Raw genomic sequence first — 25,828 nt, 5'->3', positions numbered from 1 at the left:
GATGAACGCCCTGATCACCTTCTCGCTGCGCCAGCGCGTGCTGGTGGTGCTGCTGTTCGTCGTGATGCTCGGCGTCGGCTACGGCGCCTACACGCAGCTCAACATCGAGGCCTATCCCGACCCGGTCCCGCCGCTGGTCGACGTGATCACCCAGAACCCGGGCCAGTCCGCCGACGAGATCGAGCGCTACATCACCATCCCCCTGGAGGTGGCGCTCGCCGGCATCCCCAACGCCCAGGTCGTGCGGACGATCTCGCTGTTCGGCCTCTCGGACGTGAAGGTCCAGTTCAACTACGAATACACGTACGAGCAGGCGCTGCAGCGGGTGCTCAACCGCCTGTCGCAGGCGCCGACGCTGCCCAACGGAGCGACGCCGCAGATCTCGCCGACGAGCCCGGTGGGCGAGATCATGCGCTACAAGCTCGTCGGCCCGGCGGGCTACTCGCCCATGGACATGAAGACCCTGCAGGACTGGGTTCTGCAGCGCCGGTTCAAGGCGATCCCCGGCGTCGTGGACGTCACGGCCTTCGGCGGCAAGGCCAAGGAATACGAGGTCGCGGTCGACCTGAACCGCCTCCAGGCCCAGGGCCTGACCCTGGTGCAGCTGACCAACGCGCTGAACAACGCCTCGATCAACGTCGGCGGCCAGACGCTGAACGTCGGCCAGCAATCGGCGGTGGTGCGCGGCATCGGCCTGATCCGCGACATGGACGACATCAAGGACACGATGATCAGCCTCGTCAACGGCACCCCGGTGCTGGTGCGGGACGTGGCGGAGGTGCGCGTGTCGAACGCCCCGCGCCTCGGCATCGTCGGCCACGACAACCAGCCCGACATCGTCGAGGGCATCGTGCTCATGACCCGCGGCGGCAAGAGCCTGCCGACGCTGGAACGGGTCGAGGCCGAGATCGACAAGATCAATAGCTCCACGATCCTGCCGCCCGACGTGAAGATCGAGCGGATCTACGACCGCTCGGGCCTGATCCACACCACCACCCACACGGTGATGCACAACCTCGTCTTCGGCGTGGTGCTGGTCTTCGTCGTGCAGTGGCTGTTCCTGGGCTCGCTCACCAGCGCGATCATCGTGGCGGCGACGATCCCGTTCGCCCTCGGCTTCGCGATCCTGATCCTGGTGGTGCGCGGCGATTCGGCGAACCTCCTGTCGCTGGGCGCCATCGATTTCGGTCTGATCGTCGACGCCACCGTGATCATGGTGGAGAACGTCTTCCGCCACATCGCCGAGCCCGACCACGTGAAGGGCGAGACGCCGCCCGACGGCCTGACGGGCCGGCTCGGTACCATCGCGGTCGCCGGGCGCGAGGTGAACCGGGCGATCTTCTTCTCGGCGACGATCATCATCGTCGGCTTCCTGCCGCTGTTCACGATGACCGGCGTCGAGGGCCACATCTTCGGCCCGATGGCCAAGACCTACGCGTACGCGCTGCTCGGCGGCCTGCTCGCCACCTTCACGGTCTCGCCTGCGCTCTCGGCCCTGATGCTGCCGAAGAAGCTCGAGGAGCGCGATACGCTGATCGTGCGGGTGCTGCGCGTCGGCCACGAACGCGCGCTGGCCTTCGGCCTGCGCAACCGCGTCCTGGCGCTTGCCGTGATGCTGGCGGTCCTGCTGGTCTCGGGGCTCACGGCCCGCAATCTCGGCCTCGAATTCCTGCCGCGGCTCGAGGAGGGCAATCTCTACGTGCGCGGGACGATGCCGGCCTCGATCTCGCTGGAGGCCGGCAACGCCTACGTCCAGCGCATGCGCAAGATCTTCCAGGAGGTCCCGGAGGTCACCACCGTCCTGTCGCACCAGGGCCGCCCGAACGACGGGACCGACGCCACGGGCTTCTTCAACGTCGAGATCCTGGCGCCGCTCAAGCCCATCGACCAGTGGCGCAAGGGCCTCGACAAGGAGACGCTGATCCAGGACCTGAGCAAGAAGCTGGAGGCGGAGTTTCCCGGCATCGAGTTCAACTTCTCGCAGTATATCGAGGACAACGTGCAGGAGGCCGCCTCGGGCGTGAAGGGCGAGAACTCGGTCAAGATCTACGGCAACGACCTCACCCAGCTCACCAAGACCGCCAATGCCGTGAAGGCAGCCCTCGCCAGCGTCCCGGGCGTCACCGACCTGTCGGTCTTCGAATCCCTCGGCCAGCCGACGGTGCGGATCGATGTCGACCGCCACAAGGCCGCCCGCTACGGCCTCTCGATCAGCGACGTGAACACCACCATCCAGGCGGCGATCGGCGGCCAGACCGCGGGCGACCTCTACGAGTACGGCTCGGACCGTCACTTCCCGATGCGCGTGCGGCTCGCCAAGGAGTACCGCTCGTCGCTGGCCGGCATCCGCAACATCGCGGTCGGTGCCCAGAACCCCAACGGCGGCGTCATCCAGGTGCCGCTCTCCGAGATCGCCGATGTCGATCTCGTCTCGGGGGCCTCGTTCATCTACCGCGAGGACCAGGAGCGCTACATCCCGGTGAAGTTCTCGGTGCGCGGCCGCGACCTCGGCAGCGCGGTGATCGAGGCGCAGCGCAAGGTCGCCGACGCGGTGGACCTGCCGCCGGGCTACCGGCTGGAATGGGTCGGGCAGTTCACCAACCTGAAGGAGGCGGCCACCCGGCTCAGCCTCGTGGTGCCGATCACGCTGCTGCTGATCGCGCTGCTCCTCTACATCAACTTCTCGTCGGTGGCCGACATGCTGCTGACCCTGTCGGTGATCCCGATGGCGATGATCGGCGGCATCTTCGCCCTGGCGCTGACCGGCACGCCGTTCTCGATCTCGGCGGCGATCGGCTTCATCGCGCTGTTCGGGATCTCGACCATGGAGGGCGTGATCCTGCTCGCCTACTACAACCAGCTGCTCGACGAAGGCTGGAAGCGGCAGGAGGCGGTCTGGCACGCCGCCGTGGTGCGCATGCGCCCGGTGATGATGACCTGCGTGGCGGCCTGCGTCGGCCTGCTGCCGGCGGCGGTCTCCACCGGCATCGGCTCGCAGGTGCAGAAGCCGCTGGCGCTCGTGGTGGTGGGCGGCATCATCCTGGCGCCGAACCTGATCCTCGTGGTCGTGCCGGTGCTGATCTCCCTGTTCTCCCGACGGCACCCGAACCCGGACGCACAGGCCCGGTCCGCGCATCGGGCCGCCGCGTGAGCCGGTTCACGACCGCACGGGCGGGGGCTCTGCCCGTTGCAGGGGCGCCACAACGGCATCCCCGCGGGCGCCAACAGGGGACAGTTGCATTGACTTGGATGCGGTCCGCGCCGCTCTACCGAGGTGGGGTTTTCGGGGGCGGGATGGTGGACTTTGCGCCGGGACGGTGCAGACGGGCAGCCGCTGTGCTGGCGGCCTCCCTGTGCCTGTCGGCCTGCGCGGTCGGCCCGAACTTCGTGCCGCCCGAGGATCCGCCGGTCGGCCGCTACACCAAGGAACCGCTGCAGAATCCCTCCGCGGCCGACAAGATCCGGACCCGGCAGGGCGGCTCGGCCGACCAGAGCTTCGTCTCCGGCGCCGATATCCCCGGCCAGTGGTGGACCCTGTTCCACTCGAAGGCGCTGAACCGCCTCGTGGAGCAGGCCCTCGCCAACAACCCGACGCTGGAGGCCGCGCAGGCCTCCCTGCGGGTGGCGCAGCAGAACGTGCTGGCCCAGAAGGGCACGCTCTATCCGAGCCTGACCGCGACCCCGCAGATCCAGGGCGCCCAGGCGCCCGGCCTCGACCTGCAATCGCCCCTCAACAACCAGAACCAGTATCTCTACAGCCTCTCCACGCCGCAGGCGGTGGTCTCGTACAATCCGGATGTGTTCGGCGGGAACCGCCGGCAGATCGAGTCCCTGGAGGCCACCACCGAGAACCAGCGCTTTCAGCTGGAGGCGGCCTATCTGAGCCTGACCGCCAACGTGGTCGCCGCCGCGATCCAGGAGGCGTCCCTGCGGGCGCAGATCGACGCGACCCGCAAGGTGATCCAGGCGCAGACCGAGGTGCTGCAGCTCTACAACAAGCAGCTCTCCCTGGGGCAGATTGCCGGGGCCGACGTGGTGCAGCAGCAGGCGGCGCTGGCGCTGTCGCAGCAGCTGCTGCCTCCGCTGGAGAAGGCGCTCGCGCAGCAGCGCAACCTGCTCACCGCGCTGGCCGGGCGCCTGCCCTCGGACGAGGTCTCCGAGACCTTCGACCTCGCCGCCCTGCGCCTGCCGACGCGGCTCCCGGTGAGCCTGCCCTCGCGGCTCGTGCAGCAGCGGCCCGACGTGAAGGCGGCGGAGGCCCTGGTGCAGCAGGCGAGCGCCACGGTGGGCGTCGCGGTGGCGAACCGCCTGCCGCAATTCAGCCTGACCGCCACGGGCGGCTCCAGCGCCACCCGGATCGCTCAGGTCACAAGTCCAGGGGCGGCGTTCTTCACGATCATCGGGCAGGCGACGGCGCCGATCTTCGATGCCGGGACCCTGTTCCGGCGGCAGCGCGCCGCCGAGGAATCGCTGACGGTGGCGCAGGCGCAGTACAAGGCGACGGTGATCACCGCCTTCCAGAACGTCGCCGACGCGCTGCGGGCGCTCCAGGCCGACGCGAAGGCCGTGGCCGCCGCCGACGCGGCGGTGAGCGCCACGAACCAGAGCCTCGGGCTGATCCGCAAGCAGTACACGGCGGGGGCGATCACCTCCTCGCAGGTGCTGATCGCCCAGCAGGGTTACCTCTCGGCGCTGGTCACCTCGGCCGCGGCGCGCGCCACGCAGTACGCCGACACCGCCGCCCTGTTCGTGGCCCTGGGCGGCGGCTGGTGGAACCGCGCCGACGTGGCGCCGCCCCCGCCCGAGAAGGACCCGCTGAAGTTCCTGTGACCGGTTGCCCCGTGTCGTGACCGACCGCATCCTGACATTCGCCCCCGTCCCGGGGGCCACCCTGATCCTGGACGACCGCTCGGGCCGCCCCGCTACCGCGTCAGGTGTACATCGCGATGGCGTCCTGCAGCATCTGGTCGGTGGTGCTCATGACCTTGGTGTTGGCGGTATAGGCCTGCTGGGTCTCGATCATCTTCGAGAACTGATCCGAGATGCTGGCGTTCGACTGCTCCACGGAGCCGGCGGCGATGGTCGCGCCGTTGAGGCCGTAGCTCGGCGTGCCCGACTGACCCGTCGCCACGTAGGTCCCCCCGTCGAGGGAAGCGAGATTGTCCTGCAGTCCGAACTGCGCCAGCTGCAGCGAGCCGAGCGCCACGGAGCTGCCATCCGCGGCCGTGCCGGTGAGCGTGCCGGCCGGCGAGACCGTGAGGCTCGACAGGGTATTGGCGCCGGTGGGGACTTGGACGGGCGCGGTCGCCGACGGGCCGGCGAACAGGTAGTAGCCCGCACCGTTGCTGAGATAGCCGCTGGCGTCCGGTGCGAAGTCGCCGCGTCGCGTGTAGCCGGTATCCCCGGTGAAGCTCGGGCTCTGGGTCGTCCCGGTGTTCTTCCGGACGATGAAATAGCCGTTGCCCGAGATGGCGAGATTGGTCGATACGCCGGTCGACTGCACCGTACCCTGGATGTTCAGGCTGTTGCGCGTGCCCGGCGACACCCCGCCGGCCAGCTGTGTGCTGCGATCGGTCTCGGCCAGCATGTCGGCGAAGCTCGTCTCGGTGGACTTGAACCCCGCCGTCTGGGTGTTGGCGATGTTCCCCGAGATGTTGTTCAGGGCTAGCGACTGCGCCGAGGCGCCGGAAATCGAATTCGAGAGCGCGGTGAAAAGGCCCATCGGGGTCTCCATTCGCCGGAGCGGCACGGCTCCCGACCCGACGACGACCCATAGGCGTGCACTATGGTTAACCGACGGTGTGTTTACACATGTTGCTGAGCCGGCCCGGGGGCGTCGGGGGTAGCGGGGCGCCGCAATCCCGCCGCGCCGAGCCCGATCCGGTCGCACTGGCCCGGGTCGCTTCGCTCCACCTGCGGCGACCGTGGAGGCGTCAGGCCCCGAGGGCGCTCAGCACGATCTCCCGCCGATGCGGCCGGTCGCGGTGCTCGATCAGGTAGATCCCCTGCCACGTGCCGAGCGCCAGCGTTCCATCGACCAGCGGGATGGTGAGGGCCGAATCGGTGACCAGGGTGCGGATATGGGCCGGCATGTCGTCCGGTCCCTCGGCGCCGTGGACGTAGCCGGCCTGCCGCGGCGCGAACCCGTCCAGCGCGGTCATCAGGTCGGTCTGGACGTCGGGGTCGGCATTCTCCTGGATGGTGAGCGAGGCCGAGGTGTGCCGGCAGAACACCGTGACGAGACCGTCCCGGATGCCGCTGCCGCGCACGAAGGCCACCACCGCGGCGGTGAAATCCGTGAAGCCCGGCCCCGCGGTTGTGATGGTGAGGCGCCCGCTCGCTTGGCGCTCCACGGCGCCGGAGGCCAGCGCCTCGACCGGACCGATCGTGCCGGCCCTGGTGTTTCCCCGTCTCATCCGGTCTCCTCCATCAGGGCCGCCCCCGGCGCGATCTCGCGCTCGCCGCGAGCGAGGATCCGTTCCAGCACGTCGATCCGGTCGGCCTCGGCGGGTGGCTTGTCCCAGCGGATGCGGCTGACCCGGGGGAAGCGCATCGCCACCCCCGATTTGTGCCGGGTCGAACGCTGGACGCCCTCGAAGGCGATCTCCAGCACCAGCCCGGCGTCGCGTCCATGGGCGACCTCGCGCACCGGGCCGAAGCGTTTGGTGGTGTTGTTGCGGACGTAGCGGTCGAGCTTGGCGAGTTCCGCCTCGGTGAAGCCGTGATAGGCCTTGCCCACCGGCACCAGCTCGTCGCCGCCCTCGGGCGCCGCCCGCCAGACCCCGAACGTGTAGTCCGAATAGAAGGACGAGCGCTTCCCGTGCCCGCGCTGGGCGTACATCATCACGGCGTCGACGATGTGCGGCTCGCGCTTCCACTTCCACCACGGTCCCTTGGGACGGCCCGGCAGGTAGGGGCTGTTCCGGCGCTTGAGCATCACGCCCTCGATGGCGTCGGCATCCTCGCCCGCCCCCACCGAGGCCGGATCCGCCCGGGCGGCTGCCAGCGCCGCCCAATCCGCGAAGGGCACACGGGGCGAGATATCGATCCGCGCGTGGTCGAGGCGGGTGACCAGCGCCTCCAGCTTCTCTCGACGGGCCTCGAAGGGTTCGGCCCGCAGGTCCTCGCCCGCGAGGGTGAGGAGGTCGTAGGCCCGGACATGGGCGGGAAACTCCTCCAGGAGCTTGGCCGTCACCGCCTTCCGGTTCAGGCGCTGCTGGAGGACATTGAAGCTCTGCACGCGCCGCTCGCGCAGGATCAGCAATTCGCCGTCGATCGCCCCCGTAAAGGTGATGGCCTCGGCGAGATCCGGGAACGCCCCGGTGATGTCCTCGCCGGTGCGGGAATAGACCTTTCCGACTTGCTGACCCGCCCGGTCGAGGCCGCCGACGAGCTGGACGCGGATGCCGTCCCACTTCCACTCGGCCGAGAAGGCCTCGGGCTCCAGCTTCTCGAGGTCGGCCTCCTCCTCGATCGGGTGCGACAGCATCGGCGGCCGGAACGGGGCGGGATTCAGGGTCTCGGGCCGCTCGGCCCGGCCCTCGACCCAGGCGAACAGGGTCGCGAAGGGCGGGGTCAGCCCGTGCCAGACCTCCTCCACGGCATCGGCCTCGTGGCCGCCCAAGGCGCCGACGGCCGTCTTGGCGAGCCGCGCCGAGACGCCGACCCGCAGGTTGCCGGTGACGAGCTTCAGGAGCGCCCAGCGCCCGGTCTCGTCGAGGGCATCGAGCCAGCCGGCGAGGTGACGGGAGAGCTCGCGCTTGGGGATCGTGCTGAGCGTCTCGACGACTTCGGCCAAGCTCGGTGGCGGCGGGTTGTTGTGGCCGATCCCGGCGGCCCCATCCCCTCCCCCCTCTGCGCGGGGAGAGAGAGAAGGGACGGGCCAGATCAGCGCCGTCGTCTCGGCGAGATCCCCGACGTAGTTGTGCGACAGCCGGAACAGGACCGGGTCGATCCGCTCCTCGACGAGTCCGCGGATCAGCGCCGGCTTGGCCTCGCGGAAGCTCAGCGTGCCGGTCATGGCGCCGAGCGCGTAGCCGCGTTCAGGATCGGGGGTGCGCGAAAAGTAGTCCTGCAGCATCCGCAACTTGGCGTTGCGGCGCGGCTCGTAGGCGAGGCGGTCGAGGAGGTGGGCGAATGCGTTCACGCCGCCGCCTCCGTCCCGGAGCCGGCCTCGACGGAGCCCGGCTCGGCCTCGCCGTCATCGCCGTAGCCGAGCAGGTGGAGGGGCTTGGCCTTGATACCCTGCGTCCCGCACCAATGGACCAGCGCATCCTCCTGACCGTGCGTGACCCAGACCTCGCCGGCACCGGTGTCGCGGATGGTGCGGCACAGGTCCGGCCAGTCGGAATGGTCGGAGATCACCAGCGGCAGCTCGACGCCCTTCTGGCGGGCGCGGGCGCGCACCCGCATCCAGCCCGAGGCGAAGCAGGTCACGGGATCGGGGAACTTCCGGGACCACAGATCCTGGATCGACGAGGGTGGGCAGATCACGATCGCCCCCTGCAGGTCCTTGCGCTCGGCAGCCACGACCTTGGGCGTGTCGCCCAGCGGCACCCCCTCCTCCTTGTACAGCGTCGTCAATTTCTCCATGGCGCCGTGCAGGTGGATCGGGCGGTCCCAGCCCTCCTCCCGGAGAAGCGCCATCACCCGCTGCGCCTTGCCGAGCGCGTAGGCGCCGACGATGTGGGCGCGTTCGGGGAACAGCCGCGCCGAGTCGAGGAGCTTGCGGACCTCGCCCCGCGTGTCGGGATGCGTGAAGACCGGCAAGCCGAAGGTCGCCTCGGTGATGAACACGTCGCAGGGCACCACCTCGAAGGGCAGGCAGGTCGGATCCGGCGCCCGCTTGTAGTCGCCCGAGACCACGACCCGGACCCCGTCCCGTTCGATGGCGATCTGCGCCGAGCCGAGCACGTGGCCCGCCGGCGCGAAGCGCACGGTGACGTCGCCGACGCGGAGCGCCGCACCGAGCGGCGCCTCCTGCCGCTGGCGGCAGAACTCCGCGCCGTAGCGCACCGCCATGATCCGCAGGGTCTCGGGCGTCGCCAGAACCTGTCCGTGGCCGGCGCGGGCATGGTCGGCGTGCCCGTGGGTGATCAGCGCGCGCTCCACCGGCCAGGTCGGATCGACGTGGAAGCGCCCGAGCGGGCAATAGAGACCCTCGCGGGTCAGGGTGAGGAGATCGCTGGCGCGTATCGGCATCGGGTCCGTGCAGCCGGTGGAGTCCGCCGGTGGCCCCGATATATAGGCGCCCCCGACCCGGCAGACGCATGGCCTCGCAGCTCAGTTCCGGCGACCTCCTCGCCGATCGCCGCTATCGCTACGCGGAGGCCTGCTTGGCCGACGGCGACCATGCGGGCGCCGCCGACCTCGCCGAGCAGGTCCTGGACCTTGCTCCGCGCTACGCGCCCGCCTGGCTCCTGCTGGGCCGGGCGCGGGAGGGTCTGGCGGCCTCCGGCGCCGATCCGGCCCTGCGTGCCGCGGCGGCACGCGCCTATGCCAGCGCCCTCGAGATCGATCCGGAGGACAGGCTGGGCGTGTGCACGCATCTCGTCCGCCTGGGTGTCGGCGACGGCCTCCCGGTCCTGTCGCCCGCCTATGTCCGGGCTCTGTTCGACGACTACGCGCCGCGTTTCGAGCACCACCTCGTGGAGGGCCTGGGCTATGTCGGCCCGCAACGCGTCCGCGACGCCCTGCCGGGCGTCCCGGAGCGCTTCCCGGTCGCGCTCGATCTCGGCTGCGGCACGGGGCTGATGGGCACCGTTCTGCGCGACCGGCTCGATCATCTCACCGGGATCGACCTCTCCCCCGGGATGCTGGCAATGGCGCGGGCCAAGACGTGGCGGGATCGGCCGCTCTACGACCGCCTGATCGAAGGCGACCTCTCCGCCGCCCTGGCGGACCTGCCGGAGGCCTGCGCCGATCTCTGCCTCGCCGCGGACGTCCTGATCTACGTGGCGGACCTCGCCGCGTTCCTGACGGGGATCGGCCGAGTCCTGCGACCGGGCGGGCTCGGCGCCGTCACGGTGCAATCCTACGACGGTGCCGGCTCGGTCCTGGGCAAGGACGGACGCTATGCCCATGCCGATGCCCACATCGCGGCGACGGCCATCGGCGCCGGACTGGAGATCCTGACTCTGCGTCCCGCCCACATCCGGCGCGAGGGTGGGCGGCCGGTGCCGGGGCGCGTCGTTGTGCTGCGCCGCACATCGGCATGAAACCGCTTGGCTCTTCGTCCATTGTTTGTCGGCCGCGAATGGGCGCGGCCGCTCGATCGGGGGATCAGCATGGCGGATTACGGAAACAGGACAGGCCGCGCGACACCGGAGCGGAAGCCAGAACCGCCGGCCGACAAGTCCTTTCCGGCCGATCCGCGGACCCGCATCCCGTTCGCGATCGCCCTGGCCGCGCTCGCGGGTTGCGCCGATTCCATCGGCTTCCTGGAATTCTCGCAGCTGTTCATGTCGTTCATGTCGGGCAACACCACCCGCTTCGGCGTGGCGGTGGCCAATGGCGACTGGGAGAACGTCACCCGCGTCGCCAGCACCATCTGCATGTTCTGCTTCGGCGCCTTCCTGGGGACCCTGATCGCCGCCTGGGTCGGGCGCTGGCGCCTCGCCGTGCTGCTGACGCTCCAGGCCCTGCTGCTCGCCGGCGGCCTGCTGATGCCGTGGGGCACCTTCGCCTATCCGCTGCACGCCTATCCCATCGTCCTGGCGCTGGGCCTTCAGAACGCGACGCTGCAGGACGAGGGCGGCCGCTCCCTGGCGCTCACCTACGTCACCGGCGCCGTGGTGCGTTTCGGCACCGGCTGCGCGAACCTGCTGCTCGGCACGGTGGCGCCCTCCTTCTGGATCCAGGCGCCGCTCTGGGCCGGTCTCAGCACCGGCGCGGTGGTGGGCGGCCTGCTCGACATCCGCTACGGCGAATCGGCCTTCCTGTTCCCGGCGGCGCTCGCCGCCATCCTGGCGCTGATCGCGATCGTGCTGACCATCGCCAAGCCGGGCAGCACGCTGGTGGCGGGCTCCTCTCCGGCGCCCGACGCCAGCCCGAAGGCCGAGGTCATCGACGCCATCCACTGAGATCCCACCGGGGCGGGCGCGGGATCAGCCGTCGGAATCCCGGTAGCTGCCCCGGCCCTGCTTGATCACGGCACGGCTCTTCTTGGCGACGATCCGCCGTTCCTTGGAGCCCTTCGTGGGCTTCGTCGCCCGGCGGATCGGGGGCGGCGGCTTGGCGGCCTCGGCCACGAGGTCGACGAGGCGCTGCAGGATCTCGGCCCTGTTGCGCTCCTGCGTCCGGTGCCGCTGCCCGATGAGGACCAGGACGCCGTCCTTGGTCATGCGCCGCCCCGCGAGCCGCACCACGTTCGCCTTCACGCGGTCATCCACGGAGGGCGAATCCAAGACCGGCCAGCGGAGCTGGACCGCCGTCTCGACCTTGTTGACGTTCTGGCCGCCCGCGCCCGAAGCACGCATGAAGGACAAGGTGATCTCGTCCTCCGCGATGGCGATGCGCGGCGTCACCCGCAGGGACATGGCGGCCTCTCCGACAGGATCGTCAACGGCCGCCGCGCCCGCGTATCGGGCGCGGGGCGGAGGATGCAGAGGGGTATCCCCATAACCACATTCCCCTCAATCCGCTGCCCCGCCCACGCCACCGCCCCGCGCGGACCGAGGGCTGCCCGCGGGCGGCCGCGCGGCCGGGTCAGGCGGCCTCGGCCGGCGTGCGGGCGCGCACGGCGAGGGCGTGAAGACCGCGCTTGAACGCATCGTCCAGGACTGCGTTCACCAAGCGGTGCCGCTCCACGCGGCTCTTGCCCTCGAACGCCGACGCGACGATGTCGAGCCGGTAGTGGGTCTCGCCCCCCGGCCGTGCCCCCGCATGACCGGCATGCAGATGCGACTCGTCGATCACGTCGAGGCGCGCCGGCGCGAGTTGCTCCCGCAGCCGCGTCTCCATCCAGTCCCGCAGGGTGCCCCTCGCGCCCGCACCATCCGTCATCCTGCCCTCGCGTCGCGTTCGTGGGCTGCCGTCAAGCCCGATCCCGCGCATGCGTCATCAGGCCCGGTGCCCTTGTGTCTCAGGTCTGCCCCCTCATAATCGGCCCGTCATGGATCTCAACTCGCGCCTGTTCGACAGCATCCGGATCAAACCGTCCTGCGACGAGCCGAAAGCCGCGGCCGAGGGCGTCTGCGAGAGTCCGGGCTGCACCCATCCGGGTCTGTACCGGGCGCCCAAGGGCCGGAAGGCGGAGGGCCAGTACTGGCGCTTCTGCATGGACCACGTCCGCGCCTACAACGCGACCTACAACTACTTCGACGGCATGAACGATGCCGCCGTCCAGGCCTACCAGAAGGACGCGATCATCGGGCATCGCCCGACCTGGGCGATGGGCGTGAACCGGACCGGCCAGGCGAAACCGGCGGACGAGCCGGCCCGCGACTGGGCCTATGTCGATCCGCTGGGCATCCTGCGCGGCGAGGGCGTCGGCGATGCCCGCCGGCGCGCGCGTCAGCCCGAGGAGCCGCGCAAGCCCCGCCACTCGGCCACGGTCCGCCGGGCCCTCGACGTGATGGGCCTTGAGGAAGGCGCGGATTCGGCCGCCATCAAGGCGCAGTACAAGATCCTGGTGAAGCGCTTCCACCCCGACGCCAACGGCGGCGACCGGTCGTTCGAGGAGCGGCTGCGCGACATCATCCGGGCTCACGACGTGCTGCGTGGAGCCGGACTCTGCTGACCGGCACGAACCCTGCACGCCGGTTCGCATCCGGGATAGGGCAATCCGCACGGCGCGACCCTATATGGGGTCGATGCCGGTCGGTGGCGCCCGGGCGCGTCGCCGTCTAAGGATGGCTTCGCCCCGCCGCGGAGGCCCGGCTCGACGTCCTTTCGCGCGGATGGTCCACTGCTAGGGAGTGGAGCGACCGCGCCTCACGAGGTTCCGAATGCTCTCTGACGATACGCCCGCCGCGCTGCCCGACCGCACCGTCTCCGTCCGCGATGTCTTCGGCATCGACCTCGACCTCAAGGTCCCGGCCTATGCCGAGCCCGAGGAGCACGTGCCGGATCTCGATCCGGACTACATCTTCGACCGGGAGACGACGCTCGCGATCCTGGCGGGCTTCGCGCGCAACCGCCGCGTGATGGTCACCGGCTATCACGGCACCGGCAAGTCGACCCATATCGAGCAGGTGGCCGCCCGGCTGAACTGGCCGTGCATCCGCATCAACCTCGACAGCCACGTCTCGCGCATCGACCTCGTCGGCAAGGACGCCATCGTCCTGAAGGACGGCAAGCAGGTCACCGCCTTTCAGGACGGCATCCTGCCCTGGGCGCTGCAGAACAACGTGGCCCTCGTATTCGACGAGTACGATGCCGGCCGCCCGGACGTGATGTTCGTGATCCAGCGCGTGCTGGAACTCTCGGGCCGCCTGACGCTCCTCGATCAGAAGCGCGTGATCCGCCCGCACCCGGCCTTCCGGCTGTTCGCCACGGCCAACACCGTAGGACTGGGCGACACCTCGGGCCTCTATCACGGCACCCAGCAGATCAACCAGGGTCAGATGGACCGCTGGTCGATCGTCACGACGCTGAACTATCTGCCCCACGACCGCGAGGTCGACATCGTGCTCTCGAAGGCCACGCATTACCGGAGCGACCAGGGCCGCGACATCGTCAACCGGATGGTGCGGGTGGCGGATCTCACGCGCAACGCCTTCATGAACGGCGATCTGTCCACCGTCATGAGCCCGCGCACGGTGATCACCTGGGCCGAGAACGCCGACATCTTCAAGGATATCGGCTTCGCCTTCCGGGTGACCTTCCTGAACAAGTGCGACGAGCTGGAGCGGACGCTGGTGGCCGAGTTCTACCAGCGCGCCTTCGGCAAGGAGCTGCCCGAGAGCGCGGTGAACGTCGCGCTGAGCTGATCTGCATGGAGGACGCGATGGCGCATCCGGCCCCGACCCGCGAGGACGCTCCGGCGGCTCCGCATGCCGAGGGGCGGACGCGCTACGCGGATGATCTCTACAGCTGGGTTCAGGAGCAGGTGGCGTTGCTCCGCGCCGGCCGGGTGGACGCCCTCGACCTCGACAACATCGCCGAGGAGCTGAGCGACGTGGGCTTGAGCGAATATCACCGGCTCACCAGCGCTGTGGAGATCGTCCTGCTCCACATGCTGGAATGGGATCATCAGCCGGAACGCCGCAGCTGGACGATCAGCATCGCCGAGCACCGTGAGCGCATCCTGATCCCGCTGCGGAAGAGCCCCGGGTTGAGATCCAGCCTGGACGAGGTGCAGCGCGACGGGTTCCGCCTCGGTCGCCTCGGGGCGGCCCGGCAGATGAGGCGCTCGCCCAAAACCCTGCCCACGGAGTGTCCCTACAGCTGGGACGACATCCTGAATCGCCCCTTCGAAGTCGACGTCGACCGGTAGCCCGCATGTCCATCTCCAACCGCAAGCCCGGCGAGCGCCGCGAACCCGTGGCCGAGCCCCTGAAGCGCTCGGTAGCCGGCTGCCTGCGCGCCATCGCCCGGCGCTCCGAGGTCGAGGTCACCTACGCCACCGACCGGCCAGCGCTCACCGGCGACAAGGCCCGGCTGCCCGAGCCGCCGCGCAAGCTCTCGGCGCAGGACGTCGCGGTGCTGCGCGGCAATGCCGACGCCATGGCGCTGCGGCTCGGCTGCCACGACGTCGCCGTCCATCGCCGCCTCGCCCCCGAGAACGCCGCTGCCCGGGCGGTCTACGACGCGGTCGAGCAGGCCCGGGTCGAGGCGATCGGCTCGCGCCGGATGGCGGGCGTCGCCAGCAACATCTCGGCGATGCTGGAGGACCGCTACCACCGCGGCGGCAAGTACGAGACCATCACCGACCGGGCCGACGCCCCCATGGAGGACGCGGTCGCCCTGATGGTGCGCGAGCGCCTGACCGGCCAGAAGCCGCCCGAGGCTGCCACCAAGATCGTCGAACTGTGGCGCGAGCATATCGAGTCCAAGGCCGGCCCGAATCTCGACGGGCTGATCGGCTCGATCGAGGACCAGCGCAAGTTCGCCCGCTCGGTGCGCGATCTCCTCACCTCCCTCGACATGTCGGACGAGACGCCGTTCGACGCCGAGGATGACGAGAACGACGACGAGAACGACGCCCAGGACGAGGAGCAGAACCCGAGCGAGGGCGATTCGGAGGAGAAGAGCCAGGGCGAGCGCGCCGAGATCGAGACCTCCGAGGAAGCCTCCGACGAGATCGAGGACGGCGCCCAGGAATCCGCCGATGCGCCCTCGGGCGAGCTGCCCGAGGAGGCGGAGGATGCGGAATCCGAGGAGGCCTCGGAGGCCTCGCGGCCGCCCCAGCGGCAGGGCAACGAGGCGCGCGGCCCCGAATACCGGGTGTTCAACCCCCGGTTCGACGAGGTCATCCACGCCGAGGAGCTGTGCGACGCCGACGAGCTGGCGCGCCTGCGCTCCTACCTCGACAAGCAGCTCTCCCATCTGCAGGGGGTGGTCGGCCGCCTCGCCAACCGGCTTCAGCGCCGCCTCCTCGCCCAGCAGAACCGCGCCTGGGACTTCGACCTGGAAGAAGGTCAGCTCGACCCGGCGCGGCTCGTGCGCGTGGTCATCGACCCCTACCAGCCCCTCTCCTTCAAGCAGGAGAAGGATACGAACTTCCGCGACACGGTCGTCACGCTGCTCCTCGACAATTCCGGCTCGATGCGCGGCCGGCCGATCACCGTGGCGGCGACCTGCGCCGACATCCTGGCGCGGACACTGGAGCGCTGCGGCGTGAAGGTGGAGATCCTGGGCTTCACCACCCGGGCCTGGAAGGGCGGCCAGAGCCGCGAGGCGTGGCTTGCCGCCGGCAAGCCGCCGAATCCCGGCCGCCTGAACGACCTGCGCCACATCGTCTACAAATCGGCCGACGCCCCCTGGCGGCGGGCGCGCAAGAACCTCGGCCTGATGATGCGCGAAGGTCTTCTCAAGGAAAATATCGACGGCGAGGCGCTGGATTGGGCGCACAAGCGCCTGCTCGGCCGGCCGGAACAGCGCAAGATCCTGATGGTGATCTCGGACGGCGCGCCGGTGGACGATTCGACCCTGTCGGTCAATGCCGGCAACTATCTCGAACGGCACCTGCGCTGGATGATCGAGGAGATCGAGACGCGCTCGCCGGTGGAATTGCTCGCCATCGGCATCGGCCACGACGTGACGCGGTACTACCGCCGCGCCGTGACGATCATCGACGCCGAGGAACTCGGCGGGGCAATGACCGAGAAGCTCGCGGAGCTGTTCGAAGAGAACGGCACGCCGGCACCGACCGGCCGGATGCTGCGCGCGGCGGGCGGGCGGCGCTGACCGTCCGCGGGCCTTCTCCGACCTCGAGGCCCGTCCGCTCCGGCCTCTCACCCTGAGATGCCGGAGCGCCGCGGAGGCCGCGAAGGAAACCTCCGTCAGGCCGCCCGATCCCTGGAGCCCTCCTTGGCGGCCCGCTGACGCGGGCCCCTCAGGATGCGGTCGTGAACGGGATCTTCCGGATCACTGTGCCTGTTGCGCGCAAGCGGAAACCGCCGCGGCCTCGGGGGCCACGGCGGTTCGAACCGTCCGATGAAGGATGGCGTGAAGCCCGGAGACTCAGGCCGCGACGGCCGGGGCCTCGGCGAGCTTCTTGTGGATCTCGCGCTTCAGGAGGCGGGCGGTCTGCGACAGGTCGCCCTCGCCAGCCTTGATCAGGAAGGCGTCGAGCCCACCGCGGTGCTCCACGGAGCGCAGGGCGTGCGCGGTGACCCGCAGACGGACGCGCTTGCCGAGCGCGTCGGACTGGAGGGTGACGTTGCACAGGTTCGGCAGGAACCGGCACTTGGTCTTGCGGTTCGAGTGGCTCACGAGGTGGCCGACCTGAACGGCCTTGCCGGTGAGTTCGCAGCGGCGCGCCATGATAAAAAACGATCCCGTCTCGTTCCGCCCGAATAGACCCGATCGCGACCGGCGCGATCATCGTCGCAGCAGGCGGCGCCCATTGCGTGTTCCAGGTCCGGCGGAGTCCTGTTGAAGGCGCGAGCCTATAGGCGACGAAGGCGCGCCGCGTCAAGGTGCCCGCCGACCGCAGAGCCGCCCGGGCCGCCCCGGCCGCCCAACGGTCTGTTAACCACGATGCCGGGATATAGCCTTCTTCCACCTGCAGGAAGGTGCCTCTCCCGGCTCCGGGCCTCGAGAGGCGTCCGACGCGCGGGGGTGTTCGAGAGGGTGTGCCCGAGCGCGTGTCTTGGGCCGCCCGCCCTGGGATGCGATCCGGATCATGAGCGCCACGCCAATCCGTCGGATGATCAAGCCTGTGACAAAGCACGCTGCCGGGCGCCTCGCGGGCAGCCTCCTCGCCCTCGCCGCCCTCATGGCTCCGGCCGATGCCGCCTCGCGGGCGTCGCGCGCGAAGCGGGCCGCGGGGGCTGCCGCGACCGTGGCGGTCGATTACGGCATCAACCTCGCCGGCCTGCCGATCGGCACGGCGCGGCTGGCCGGTTCGTTCGACCGCGACCGCTACCTCATGGACGTGTCGGCGGTGCTCACGGGCCTCGTCGGCGCGATCACCGGCGGCAAGGGCTCGGCCCGGGCCTCCGGAAGCTTCGCGGCGGCACCGCAGCCCGGCGCCTTCGCCATCGCGACCCAGACGGCCAGTTCCGGCATCGCGGTGCGCATGGCCCTGGCGCACGGCAACGTGGTCCAGGCCGAGATCACGCCGCCCCTCGTCGACATGCAGGACCGCGTCCCGGTCACAGCCTCCAACAAGCGCGGCATCATCGACCCGGTCAGCGCCCTGCTGATGCCGACTCAGGGACGCGGCGAGCCCCTCGATCCGGAAAACTGCAACCGCACCCTGCCGGTCTTCGATGGCGCCACCCGCTTCAACGTGGTGCTGAGCTACGCCGAGACGCGCCCGGTTCAGAAGCCCGGCTATGCCGGCCCGGTGCTCGTCTGCAACGCCCGCTACCAGGCGGTGGCCGGCCACCGTCCGGACCGGCCGGGGGTGAAGTTCATGGAGGAGAACCGCGAGATGTCGGTCTGGCTCGCCCCCGTCGAGGGGACGCGGGTCCTGATCCCGCTGCGCATCTCGGTGCTCACCACGATCGGCACCAACATCATCGAGGCGACGCGCTGGAGCCAGGGCGGCAATGCGGGCACGACCGGGACGGCCGGCGCCGCCGGTACCAGCGTCGCACAGGCGAGCCTGCCCGGGCAGTAGCGGCGGTTTGACCGCCCGCGGCTTTCCCGGCACGTCCGCGCGGCGCGACAGCCGCGCCAGGGAGGTCAGCCAATGCCCAAGGGCTACATCATCGTCCGGATGACGGTCACCGATCCGGAGACCTACAAGGACTACGCCGCCCTGGCCTCCGAGGCCATGCGCAAGTACGGCTGCACGCCGCTGGTGCGCGGCGGCCGCTGCGAGGCGCTGGAGGGCGAGGCCCGTCCGCGCAACGTCGTGCTGGAATTCGAGTCCTACGAGGCGGCGCGCGCCTACTATTTCTCGCCCGAGTACCAGGCCGCCGTCGCCAAGCGCCGGCCGGCGGGGATCGGCGAGGTGGTCCTCGTCGAAGGCGTCGACTGATCCGCCTGGCGTTCGGAGCCCGCGGTCGATGCAGCCCGCGCCGCCCTCAGCCCGGAGCGCCGCGCCTTCGGGCAGCGCGAGGCCTGAAACCGTGGCGCTCTCCCTCAGGTGCCTGCGGGCCCAGAGGAGGCGGCTCCGGAGCGCGCGGCCGGCGGTGGAGGAAATCTTCACGTTCCCGGCGATAATCGGCGGATGCGCCCGCTTGCTCTCCGAATCGCCCTCGCCTTGGCCGTCGTCACCGGCCCGGCGGCCGCGCAGCCCCTGAGCGCCGGCACCGCCGATCCGGGCTGCGGCGGCGACGCCTTCTCGTCGGCCGAAGTCGTCGAGCACCGGCCGCCGCGGCGCGGCCCCCTCGTGGCGGTGCCCGACACGCTCTGCGCCGACGTGGCACCGCAGCCGGGCACGCCGACGACGCAGATCGACATCTTCCCGATGATCACGCCTCAGATTGGACCTGGCGGGGGCGGCATCCCATATGAGGGCGGACCGTCCCGGCCCTACCGTCCCTGAGACGCGGCCGGACGGTCGAACCCGCCTCCCCGCCCGCGCCGCGACGGCGCCGCGACGGCCTTCCCGTTCGAAGGAACCGCCGACCATCGACGCGCTGCTCCGCCCCTCGCCCAGCCGCTCGCTGTCCCGCGATGCCCGCGCCCGCGGCGTCACCGCGGTCCTCGGGCCGACCAACACCGGCAAGACGCATCTCGCCATCGAGCGGATGCTCGCGCACCCGACCGGGATGATCGGGTTGCCCCTGCGGCTTCTCGCCCGGGAGGTCTACCTGCGCGTCGTCGCCAAGGTCGGCCCCGAGAAGGTCGCGCTGGTCACCGGCGAGGAGAAGATCAAGCCGGACCGGCCGCGCTACTGGATCTGCACCATCGAGGCGATGCCCCGCGACCTCGACGTGGCCTTCGTGGCCATCGACGAGATCCAGCTCGCCGCCGACATGGACCGCGGCCACGTCTTCACCGACCGCCTGCTCTACGTCCGCGGCCGGGAGGAGACCCTCCTGATCGGCTCCTCGACCATGCTGCCTTTGGTTCAGGACCTGATCCCCAACGTCCACACCACGACCCGGCCGCGGCTGTCGCAACTGACCTTCGCGGGGGAGAAGCGGTTGTCGCGCCTGCCCCGGCGCACCGCGATCGTCGCGTTCTCGGCCGAGGAGGTCTACGCCATTGCCGAGCTGATCCGGCGTCAGCGCGGGGGCGCCGCAGTGGTGCTCGGCGCGCTCTCCCCCCGGACCCGCAACGCCCAGGTCGAGATGTACCAGGCGGGCGACGTGGACTACCTCGTCGCCACCGATGCCGTCGGGATGGGCCTCAACCTCGACGTCGACCACGTCGCCTTCGCGGCGAACTGGAAGTACGACGGCACCCGCTTCCGCAAGCTCACCCCCGCCGAGATGGGCCAGATCGCCGGCCGCGCCGGACGCCACCTCGCCGACGGCACCTTCGGCTCCACCGGGCGCTGCCCGACCTTCGAGGCCGAGCTGGTGGAGCGGCTCGAGAGCCACGACTTCGATCCCCTCCGCATCCTGCAATGGCGCAATCCGGACCTGCGCTTCGGCAGCCTGGAGGGCTTGCAGGCGAGCCTCGACGAGCACCCGCGCGAATCGGGGCTGACCCGCGCCCCCATGGGCGAGGATCAGCAGGCGCTCGAGATCCTCATGAAGGAGGACGACATCCGCGACATGGCGCGCAGCGCCGCCACGGTGAGGCGGCTCTGGGACGTCTGCGGCGTGCCGGACTACCGCAAGGTCCATCCGCAGGTGCACGCCGATCTGGTGGCCCAGCTCTACCGATTCCTCATGAAGGGGATGGCCGGCCGCATCCCCGACACGTGGTTCGCCGAGCAGGTGGCCATGATCGATCGGACCGACGGCGACATCGACACGCTGTCCCGTCGGATCGCCCAGGGACGCACCTGGACCTTCGTCGCCAACAGACCCGACTGGCTGCGCGACCCGGAACATTGGCAGGGCGAGACACGTCGGGTAGAGGACAGACTGTCCGACGCCCTGCACGAACGCCTCGCGAGCCGCTTCGTCGACCGGCGCACCAGCGTCCTGATGCGGCGCCTGAGAGAGAACACGATGCTCGAAGCCCAGATCACCGCCGACGGTGACGTCACCGTCGAGGGTCAGCATGTCGGCCACCTTCACGGATTCCTGTTCGTTCCCGATGCCAGCGCCGAAGGGCACGAGGCCAAGACCCTGAGGAGCGCCGCCGATAAGGCGCTCGCGGGCGAGATCGAGGCGCGGGCCGAACGATTCGCCGCGACCGCCGATTCGACCCTCGTGCTCTCGCATGACGGCACGATCCGGTGGACCGGCGCGCCGGTGGCCAAGCTCACCCCCGGCGAGAAGCTGTTCGCCCCGCAGATCCGTCTGCTGGCGGACGACAGCCTGACCGGCGCGCACCGCGAGAAGGTGGAGGCCCGCCTGGATGCGTGGCTGAAAGCCTACATCGTGCGCCTGCTCGGCCCTCTGATGGAGATCGAGACCGCGGCGGACCTCACGGGTCTCGCCAAGGGCATCGGCTACCAGGTCGTCGAGGCGCTGGGCGTGCTGGAACGCTCGAAGGTGGCGCACGAGATGCGCAGCCTCGATCAGGACGGCCGCGGGGCGCTGCGCCGCCACGGCGTCCGCTTCGGCGCCTACCACATCTTCCTGCCGGCCCTGCTCAAGCCGGCGCCCCGGACGCTCGCGGCGCAGCTCTGGGCCCTGCGTAACGGCGGCCTCGACCAGCGCGGCCTCGACGAGATCGCGCATCTGGCCGGCTCCGGCCGCACCTCGATCAAGGTGGACCGCGAGATCGCCAAGGGGCTGTACCGCGCGGCCGGCTTCCGGGTCAGCGGCGAGCGCGCGGTGCGCGTCGACATCCTGGAGCGGCTCGCCGACTTGATCCGCCCGGCCATCGCCTATCGCCCCGGCACCACCCCGGGCGCCCCGCCGGACGGAACGGCCGACGGCGACGGCTTCGTGGCCACCGTCGGCATGACCTCCCTGGTCGGCTGCTCGGGCGAGGATTTCGCCTCGATCCTGAAGTCCCTGGGCTACAACGTGGAGACGCGTCCGGGCCCCGCCATCACGGTGCCGCTCGTCCCCGCCGCGGCCACGGCGCCGGCCGCACAGGCAGCCCCGGCCGAGGCGTCTTCCGACGAGGCCATTGCCGCGCAGGCGGACGCCGCGGAGCCGGCTGGCGACGAGGCTCCGGCCGCGGAGGACGGCGAGACCGCCGCGGAACACGCCTCCCCGGGGGATGAGGTCCCGGCCGTCGAGGCCGAGGCGTCCCCGACCGAGGATCAGGCGCCGGACCTCGCAGCCGATGCGACCGCCGGAGAGCAGGCCGAGGAGCCCGCGGGCGATGCGCCGCACGCGGAGGCGACCGGCGCCGGATCGGAGCAACCGGACCAGGCTCCCCAGGAGGCTGCGCCGGCCGCCGAGCCGGTCTCCGCCACCGAGCAGGCCGCGCCCGGCTCGGCCGAGGCGGAGCCCGATGCGGCCGATGCGGCCGAAGGCACGGCCGCGGAGGGCGAACCCGCCGCGGAGGTTCTGCAGATCGACGTCTGGCGCCTGCAGCGGCATCAGCGCCCGGCGCACCAGCGTCCGCAGAATCGCCCCCGCGGCGCGGGACGCGGCCGGGATGCGGGACAGCCGGGCCAGAACCCGGGCCAGGGACGCGCGGATGGCGGCCGGCCGGAGCAGCGCCGCGCCGAGGGTGGCGACGGCGGCCCGCGGCCCGGACGGGATCGCGGTCCACGCCGCGACCGGTTCGAGGGCGGTCGGCCGGAACGCCGCGACGATCAGCGCAATGCGGAGCAGCGCCATGCCGGCCCGCGGCCCGACCAGCGGCCGCCCCGGCGCGAGCGGGCGCCCGATCCGGATTCGCCCTTCGCCAAGCTCGCCGCGCTGAAGGCGCAGCTCGAGGCCGGCGACGGCGGGAAGCGCTGACCTTCACCGCGGATGCGGGAGGACCGGCAGCGCCTCGACAAATGGCTGTGGTTCGCGCGCTTCGCGCGGACCCGGTCCCTGGCAGCGCGGCTGGCCTCCGACGGGTTCGTCCGGGTGAACGGCAGCCGGGCCGAGAACCCGGCGCGGGCGATCGGCATCGGTGACGTGGTGACGGTGGCCGCGCCGCACGCGACCCTGGCTGTAAGGGTCCTCGGCCTCGGCGTACGGCGCGGCCCCGCCCCGGAAGCGCGGCTGCTGTACGACGATCTGTCCGGCGGCGGGCCGCCGGTCGAGACGCACGAGTGATGAGGCTGTGCCACAGCCCCCGCGCGAGCGGGCCGTCGCGGACCGCATGCGGCGCACACGCGCTTGTCAGCCCGGGAGGCAGGGTCTAGAGCCGTTGGCCTCCGAAGCCCGGCTCCGCGCCGGGCCTCACCGGCGTTCCCCTCGCAGCGCCCGCTGGCGCGCGCAGGCCGTCCCCAGGCTCTGCCCGGGCCAAGTCGAGTTTTAGGACGAAGACATCCGATGACCTACGTCGTCACCGACAATTGCATCAAGTGCAAATACACGGACTGCGTCGAGGTCTGTCCGGTGGATTGTTTCTATGAGGGCGAGAACATGCTCGTCATTCATCCGGATGAGTGCATCGATTGCGGCGTGTGCGAGCCGGAATGCCCGGCCGAAGCGATCAAGCCCGACACGGAGTCGAATCTGGACACGTGGCTGAAGCTGAACGCCGACTACGCCAAAACCTGGCCGAACATCACGCAGAAGAAGGAAGCTCCGGCCGACGCCAAGGAGTGGGATGGAAAGGCCGGAAAGCTGGAGGCGCATTTCTCGCCGAATCCTGGATCTGGCGACTGAGCTTGGGACGAATTCACAGGATCTGACGCGCATGCGCCCGCGGCTTTCCAGTGGGCGCGAAGTTTTTTCAGCCCCGCCGCTTCGCTGAAGGCCTCCTCGGGGCTGCGTCATACGAAGCCCAGATACGCGGCCAGGTCATTCCTGTCCCATGGCACCAGTGTAAAACTCTTTGACGCCGCGCTTGGTCCGCGCGTGCGTCTTCAGGGATGCTTTGATCTGCGCGCCGGATTGTGGTAGACAATCCGCCTGCCGTCGCTTGCGCCTGACGTGCTCCCTCCGGCTGAAACGCCTTCGATTTTCGGTTGTTAGGAGTAGTACGCGATCGGCCGCCGAAGGAGACTTCGGCGGACGCGCCAGGTGCTTGCACGGCCGCGCCGGGGAATGACCGGGATCGTCGCGCTGGGCGCGGGGGTTTCGGGAGCGGCGAGGCAGACCGGGTGTCCCGCCCGGAAGAACACGGTTTCGCGCGGCGCCGAACGCTGCGCGCCAGTGGAGGCCCTTCTCGCATGACCACAGCCAAGAAGACGACGACCACAGGCCGGCAGGGCTTCAAGACCGGCGAGGCTGTCGTGTATCCGGCCCACGGCGTCGGTCGCATCACCGCGATCGAGGAGCAGGAAATCGCGGGCTACAAGCTTGAGCTGTTCGTGGTCTCGTTCGAGAAGGACAAGATGGTCCTGCGCGTCCCCACAGCGAAGGCCAACAGCGTCGGCATGCGCAAGCTCGCCGAGCCGGAACTGGTGAAGAAGGCTCTCGACCTTTTGACCGGCCGCGCCCGGATCAAGCGCACCATGTGGTCGCGCCGCGCGCAGGAATACGAGGCCAAGATCAACTCGGGTGATCTGCTCTCCGTCACCGAGGTCGTGCGCGACCTGTTCCGCTCCGAGGCCCAGCCCGAGCAATCCTATTCCGAGCGCCAATTGTACGAGGCGGCTCTGGACCGGATCGTGCGCGAGATCTCTTCGGTCAACCGCATCACCGAGACCGAGGCGCTGAAGCTGATCGAGCAGAGCCTCGCCAAGTCGCCCCGCCGGGCGAAGAACGAGGCCGAGCCCGAAGCCGAGGCCGAGGGGGACAGCGAGGGCGACGACCTTCAGGAGGAAGCCGCCTGAGGCGCGCATCGCATCGCGACAACGACATTCAACCCGGCCCTGGTGGCCGGGTTTTTTCTTGCGTCCGCGCGGCCGGCTCCCCCCGACGGCCCTGACCGTTCGCGAAGGCCTGGGCTGGACGGCGCGGGGCCGGATCCCATGTCTTCCCGACGGAACACGAATTCGTGGCCGCTGCGTTGTCGCATTGTGGGGCATCGGGACGGAACTTTCCCGTTTTGCCTTCCGTTGTCGGTTGCCTGGCGTCACCCCCCGGTGGCGCCTGCGCGTCGGGTCCTTGGGTCCGACGCCGCAACAGCACTCGGCAACAAGAGGCAGGCGGATGGCTGAGATCGCGGGAATTCGACGGCAGTTCATACGGACTGCCATGGAGGCGCCCTTCCTGGCCCGGGAAGAAGAGCGGGGCCTCGCCGTCCGATGGAAGGACGAGCGCGACGAGCGGGCTCTCCACCGTCTGATCTCGGCCCATATGCGCCTCGTCATCGCCCTGGCGGGGCGTTTTCGTCACTACGGCCTGCCCATGGCCGACCTCGTCCAGGAAGGGCATGTCGGCCTGATGGAGGCCGCGGCCCGGTTCGAGCCGGAGCGGGACGTCCGCTTCTCCACCTATGCGACGTGGTGGATCCGCGCCTCGATCCAGGATTACATCCTGCGCAACTGGTCGATCGTGCGCGGCGGGACCTCCTCGGCGCAGAAGGCCCTGTTCTTCAATCTGCGCCGGCTGCGCGCCCGGTTGATGCAATCCACCGAGGAACATGTCGGCGACGAGATCCATCGCCGCATCGCCAGCGCGATCGGGGTGTCCCGTGACGACGTCGCCCTGATGGATGCACGCCTGTCCGGCCCCGACATGTCCCTCAACGCCCCCGTGGGCGAGGACAGCGACGCGTCCTCGGAACGGATGGATTTCCTGGTCGACGGGGCCGACCTGCCGGACGAGACCGTGAGCGCCACGGTCGACGGCGAGCGCCGCCTCAGCTGGCTGCAGCAGGCTCTGACCGTCCTGTCCGAGCGTGAGCTGCGCATCCTGCGCGAGCGCCGCCTCGCCGAGGATCAGGCGACCCTCGAAGCCCTGGGCCAGCGGCTCGGCATCTCCAAGGAGCGGGTCCGCCAGATCGAGAACCGGGCCCTGGAAAAGCTGCGCCGTGCGCTCGCCGACCGCTTTCCCGCCGCCACGGGCAGCCCCCATATCGGCTGAGCGGCACGCAGCGGCATCGTCACGAAGCCCGGCCCGGCGGCCGGGCTTTCGTGTTTCAGAAGGGTCGCCCATGCGACGGGCCGCCGTGGTCGGGCCGGCTGCCCGACATT

The 25,828-nt window shown here is 70.2% G+C and carries 23 protein-coding genes; 16 read left to right on the top strand and 7 right to left on the bottom strand.

Features of this window, described 5'->3' with window-relative positions:
- Position 1: 1 nt before the first annotated feature.
- Together PQI07_RS13775 and PQI07_RS13770 are read left to right on the top strand one after the other, a co-directional pair.
- Complete coding sequence (locus PQI07_RS13775; protein ID WP_043758984.1) at positions 2 to 3,151, top strand: efflux RND transporter permease subunit; 3,150 nt, start codon at positions 2 to 4, stop codon at positions 3,149 to 3,151.
- A 143-nt stretch (positions 3,152 to 3,294) separates the two neighbouring features.
- Positions 3,295 to 4,830 (top strand): efflux transporter outer membrane subunit, encoded by a 1,536-nt coding sequence (locus tag PQI07_RS13770; RefSeq protein WP_043358068.1) that lies wholly within the window; start codon positions 3,295 to 3,297, stop codon positions 4,828 to 4,830.
- A gap of 100 nt (positions 4,831 to 4,930) precedes the next feature.
- On the opposite strand, the gene PQI07_RS13765 is transcribed toward PQI07_RS13770, so the two are convergent.
- The 4 genes from PQI07_RS13765 to PQI07_RS13750 all read right to left on the bottom strand — a co-directional run bounded on the left by PQI07_RS13765 (position 4,931) and on the right by PQI07_RS13750 (position 9,201).
- The gene (locus PQI07_RS13765) at positions 4,931 to 5,722 is read right to left on the bottom strand and encodes a flagellar hook basal-body protein (RefSeq protein WP_043358075.1); all 792 of its coding nucleotides are present in this window, start codon (positions 5,720 to 5,722) and stop codon (positions 4,931 to 4,933) included.
- Between the two features lie 211 nt (positions 5,723 to 5,933).
- A complete protein-coding gene (locus tag PQI07_RS13760) occupies positions 5,934 to 6,416 on the bottom strand; it encodes a secondary thiamine-phosphate synthase enzyme YjbQ (RefSeq protein WP_274926796.1) in 483 nt (160 codons plus the stop codon).
- Positions 6,413 to 8,146, bottom strand: coding sequence for a cisplatin damage response ATP-dependent DNA ligase (locus PQI07_RS13755; protein ID WP_274926795.1), 1,734 nt, complete (start codon positions 8,144 to 8,146; stop codon positions 6,413 to 6,415). The genes PQI07_RS13760 and PQI07_RS13755 overlap by 4 nt, the downstream gene beginning before the upstream one ends.
- The gene (locus PQI07_RS13750) at positions 8,143 to 9,201 is read right to left on the bottom strand and encodes a ligase-associated DNA damage response exonuclease (protein WP_043358063.1); all 1,059 of its coding nucleotides are present in this window, start codon (positions 9,199 to 9,201) and stop codon (positions 8,143 to 8,145) included. The genes PQI07_RS13755 and PQI07_RS13750 overlap by 4 nt, the downstream gene beginning before the upstream one ends.
- A gap of 68 nt (positions 9,202 to 9,269) precedes the next feature.
- Between PQI07_RS13750 and PQI07_RS13745 the strand changes: the two genes are divergently transcribed.
- Both PQI07_RS13745 and PQI07_RS13740 read left to right on the top strand, forming a co-directional pair.
- Positions 9,270 to 10,217 carry a methyltransferase domain-containing protein gene (locus tag PQI07_RS13745; protein ID WP_274926794.1) on the top strand — a complete coding sequence of 316 codons (948 nt, stop codon included), beginning with the start codon at positions 9,270 to 9,272 and terminating at the stop codon, positions 10,215 to 10,217.
- Between the two features lie 69 nt (positions 10,218 to 10,286).
- Complete coding sequence (locus PQI07_RS13740) at positions 10,287 to 11,081, top strand: YoaK family protein (protein WP_043358073.1); 795 nt, start codon at positions 10,287 to 10,289, stop codon at positions 11,079 to 11,081.
- A gap of 24 nt (positions 11,082 to 11,105) precedes the next feature.
- Here the strand turns inward: PQI07_RS13740 and arfB are convergent, their stop codons facing one another.
- Positions 11,106 to 11,537: an alternative ribosome rescue aminoacyl-tRNA hydrolase ArfB gene (gene arfB / locus PQI07_RS13735; RefSeq protein ID WP_043358059.1), complete on the bottom strand. Its 432-nt coding sequence runs from the start codon at positions 11,535 to 11,537 to the stop codon at positions 11,106 to 11,108.
- Between the two features lie 169 nt (positions 11,538 to 11,706).
- On the bottom strand, positions 11,707 to 12,003 hold the full coding sequence (locus PQI07_RS13730) for a BolA family protein (RefSeq protein WP_274926793.1): 297 nt from the start codon (positions 12,001 to 12,003) through the stop codon (positions 11,707 to 11,709).
- A gap of 109 nt (positions 12,004 to 12,112) precedes the next feature.
- Here PQI07_RS13730 and PQI07_RS13725 point away from each other — a divergent pair, with 109 nt between their 5' ends.
- From PQI07_RS13725 to cobT, 4 genes are all read left to right on the top strand, one after another.
- Entirely contained in the window at positions 12,113 to 12,739 is a 627-nt protein-coding gene (locus PQI07_RS13725; protein ID WP_043358056.1) for a J domain-containing protein, read from the top strand.
- Positions 12,740 to 12,947: 208 nt separating this feature from the next.
- Positions 12,948 to 13,931 (top strand): cobaltochelatase subunit CobS, encoded by a 984-nt coding sequence (cobS, locus tag PQI07_RS13720; protein WP_043358054.1) that lies wholly within the window; start codon positions 12,948 to 12,950, stop codon positions 13,929 to 13,931.
- A gap of 17 nt (positions 13,932 to 13,948) precedes the next feature.
- A complete protein-coding gene (locus PQI07_RS13715; RefSeq protein WP_274926792.1) occupies positions 13,949 to 14,437 on the top strand; it encodes a DUF29 domain-containing protein in 489 nt (162 codons plus the stop codon).
- Between the two features lie 5 nt (positions 14,438 to 14,442).
- Positions 14,443 to 16,350, top strand: a complete 1,908-nt coding sequence (gene cobT / locus PQI07_RS13710) for a cobaltochelatase subunit CobT (protein WP_043385115.1) — start codon at positions 14,443 to 14,445, stop codon at positions 16,348 to 16,350.
- Between the two features lie 276 nt (positions 16,351 to 16,626).
- Here cobT and rpmB read toward each other — a convergent pair whose 3' ends face one another.
- Positions 16,627 to 16,929: a 50S ribosomal protein L28 gene (gene rpmB / locus PQI07_RS13705; RefSeq protein ID WP_043351177.1), complete on the bottom strand. Its 303-nt coding sequence runs from the start codon at positions 16,927 to 16,929 to the stop codon at positions 16,627 to 16,629.
- A 361-nt stretch (positions 16,930 to 17,290) separates the two neighbouring features.
- Between rpmB and PQI07_RS13700 the strand changes: the two genes are divergently transcribed.
- The 8 genes from PQI07_RS13700 to PQI07_RS13665 all read left to right on the top strand — a co-directional run bounded on the left by PQI07_RS13700 (position 17,291) and on the right by PQI07_RS13665 (position 25,718).
- On the top strand, positions 17,291 to 18,232 hold the full coding sequence (locus tag PQI07_RS13700) for a DUF3108 domain-containing protein (RefSeq protein ID WP_396652030.1): 942 nt from the start codon (positions 17,291 to 17,293) through the stop codon (positions 18,230 to 18,232).
- A gap of 72 nt (positions 18,233 to 18,304) precedes the next feature.
- Positions 18,305 to 18,595: a DUF1330 domain-containing protein gene (locus PQI07_RS13695; RefSeq protein WP_043385113.1), complete on the top strand. Its 291-nt coding sequence runs from the start codon at positions 18,305 to 18,307 to the stop codon at positions 18,593 to 18,595.
- 192 nt (positions 18,596 to 18,787) lie between these two features.
- On the top strand, positions 18,788 to 19,105 hold the full coding sequence (locus PQI07_RS13690) for a hypothetical protein (RefSeq protein WP_043351171.1): 318 nt from the start codon (positions 18,788 to 18,790) through the stop codon (positions 19,103 to 19,105).
- Complete coding sequence (locus tag PQI07_RS13685; protein WP_446720953.1) at positions 19,071 to 22,547, top strand: helicase-related protein; 3,477 nt, start codon at positions 19,071 to 19,073, stop codon at positions 22,545 to 22,547. The genes PQI07_RS13690 and PQI07_RS13685 overlap by 35 nt, the downstream gene beginning before the upstream one ends.
- Positions 22,548 to 22,559: 12 nt before the next feature.
- Complete coding sequence (locus tag PQI07_RS13680; protein WP_043385109.1) at positions 22,560 to 22,853, top strand: RNA-binding S4 domain-containing protein; 294 nt, start codon at positions 22,560 to 22,562, stop codon at positions 22,851 to 22,853.
- 219 nt (positions 22,854 to 23,072) lie between these two features.
- Positions 23,073 to 23,411 (top strand): ferredoxin FdxA, encoded by a 339-nt coding sequence (gene fdxA / locus PQI07_RS13675; RefSeq protein ID WP_043354612.1) that lies wholly within the window; start codon positions 23,073 to 23,075, stop codon positions 23,409 to 23,411.
- A gap of 506 nt (positions 23,412 to 23,917) precedes the next feature.
- Positions 23,918 to 24,523: a CarD family transcriptional regulator gene (locus PQI07_RS13670; protein WP_043354614.1), complete on the top strand. Its 606-nt coding sequence runs from the start codon at positions 23,918 to 23,920 to the stop codon at positions 24,521 to 24,523.
- 319 nt (positions 24,524 to 24,842) lie between these two features.
- Entirely contained in the window at positions 24,843 to 25,718 is an 876-nt protein-coding gene (locus PQI07_RS13665; protein ID WP_012320644.1) for an RNA polymerase factor sigma-32, read from the top strand.
- Positions 25,719 to 25,828: the final 110 nt, after the last annotated feature.

The organism is Methylobacterium sp. 092160098-2 (assembly GCF_028920805.1).
GTDB lineage: Bacteria > Pseudomonadota > Alphaproteobacteria > Rhizobiales > Beijerinckiaceae > Methylobacterium > Methylobacterium fujisawaense.
The sequence above is the reverse complement of the archived record's forward strand: the minus strand, read 5'-3'. Positions and strand labels throughout refer to the sequence as shown.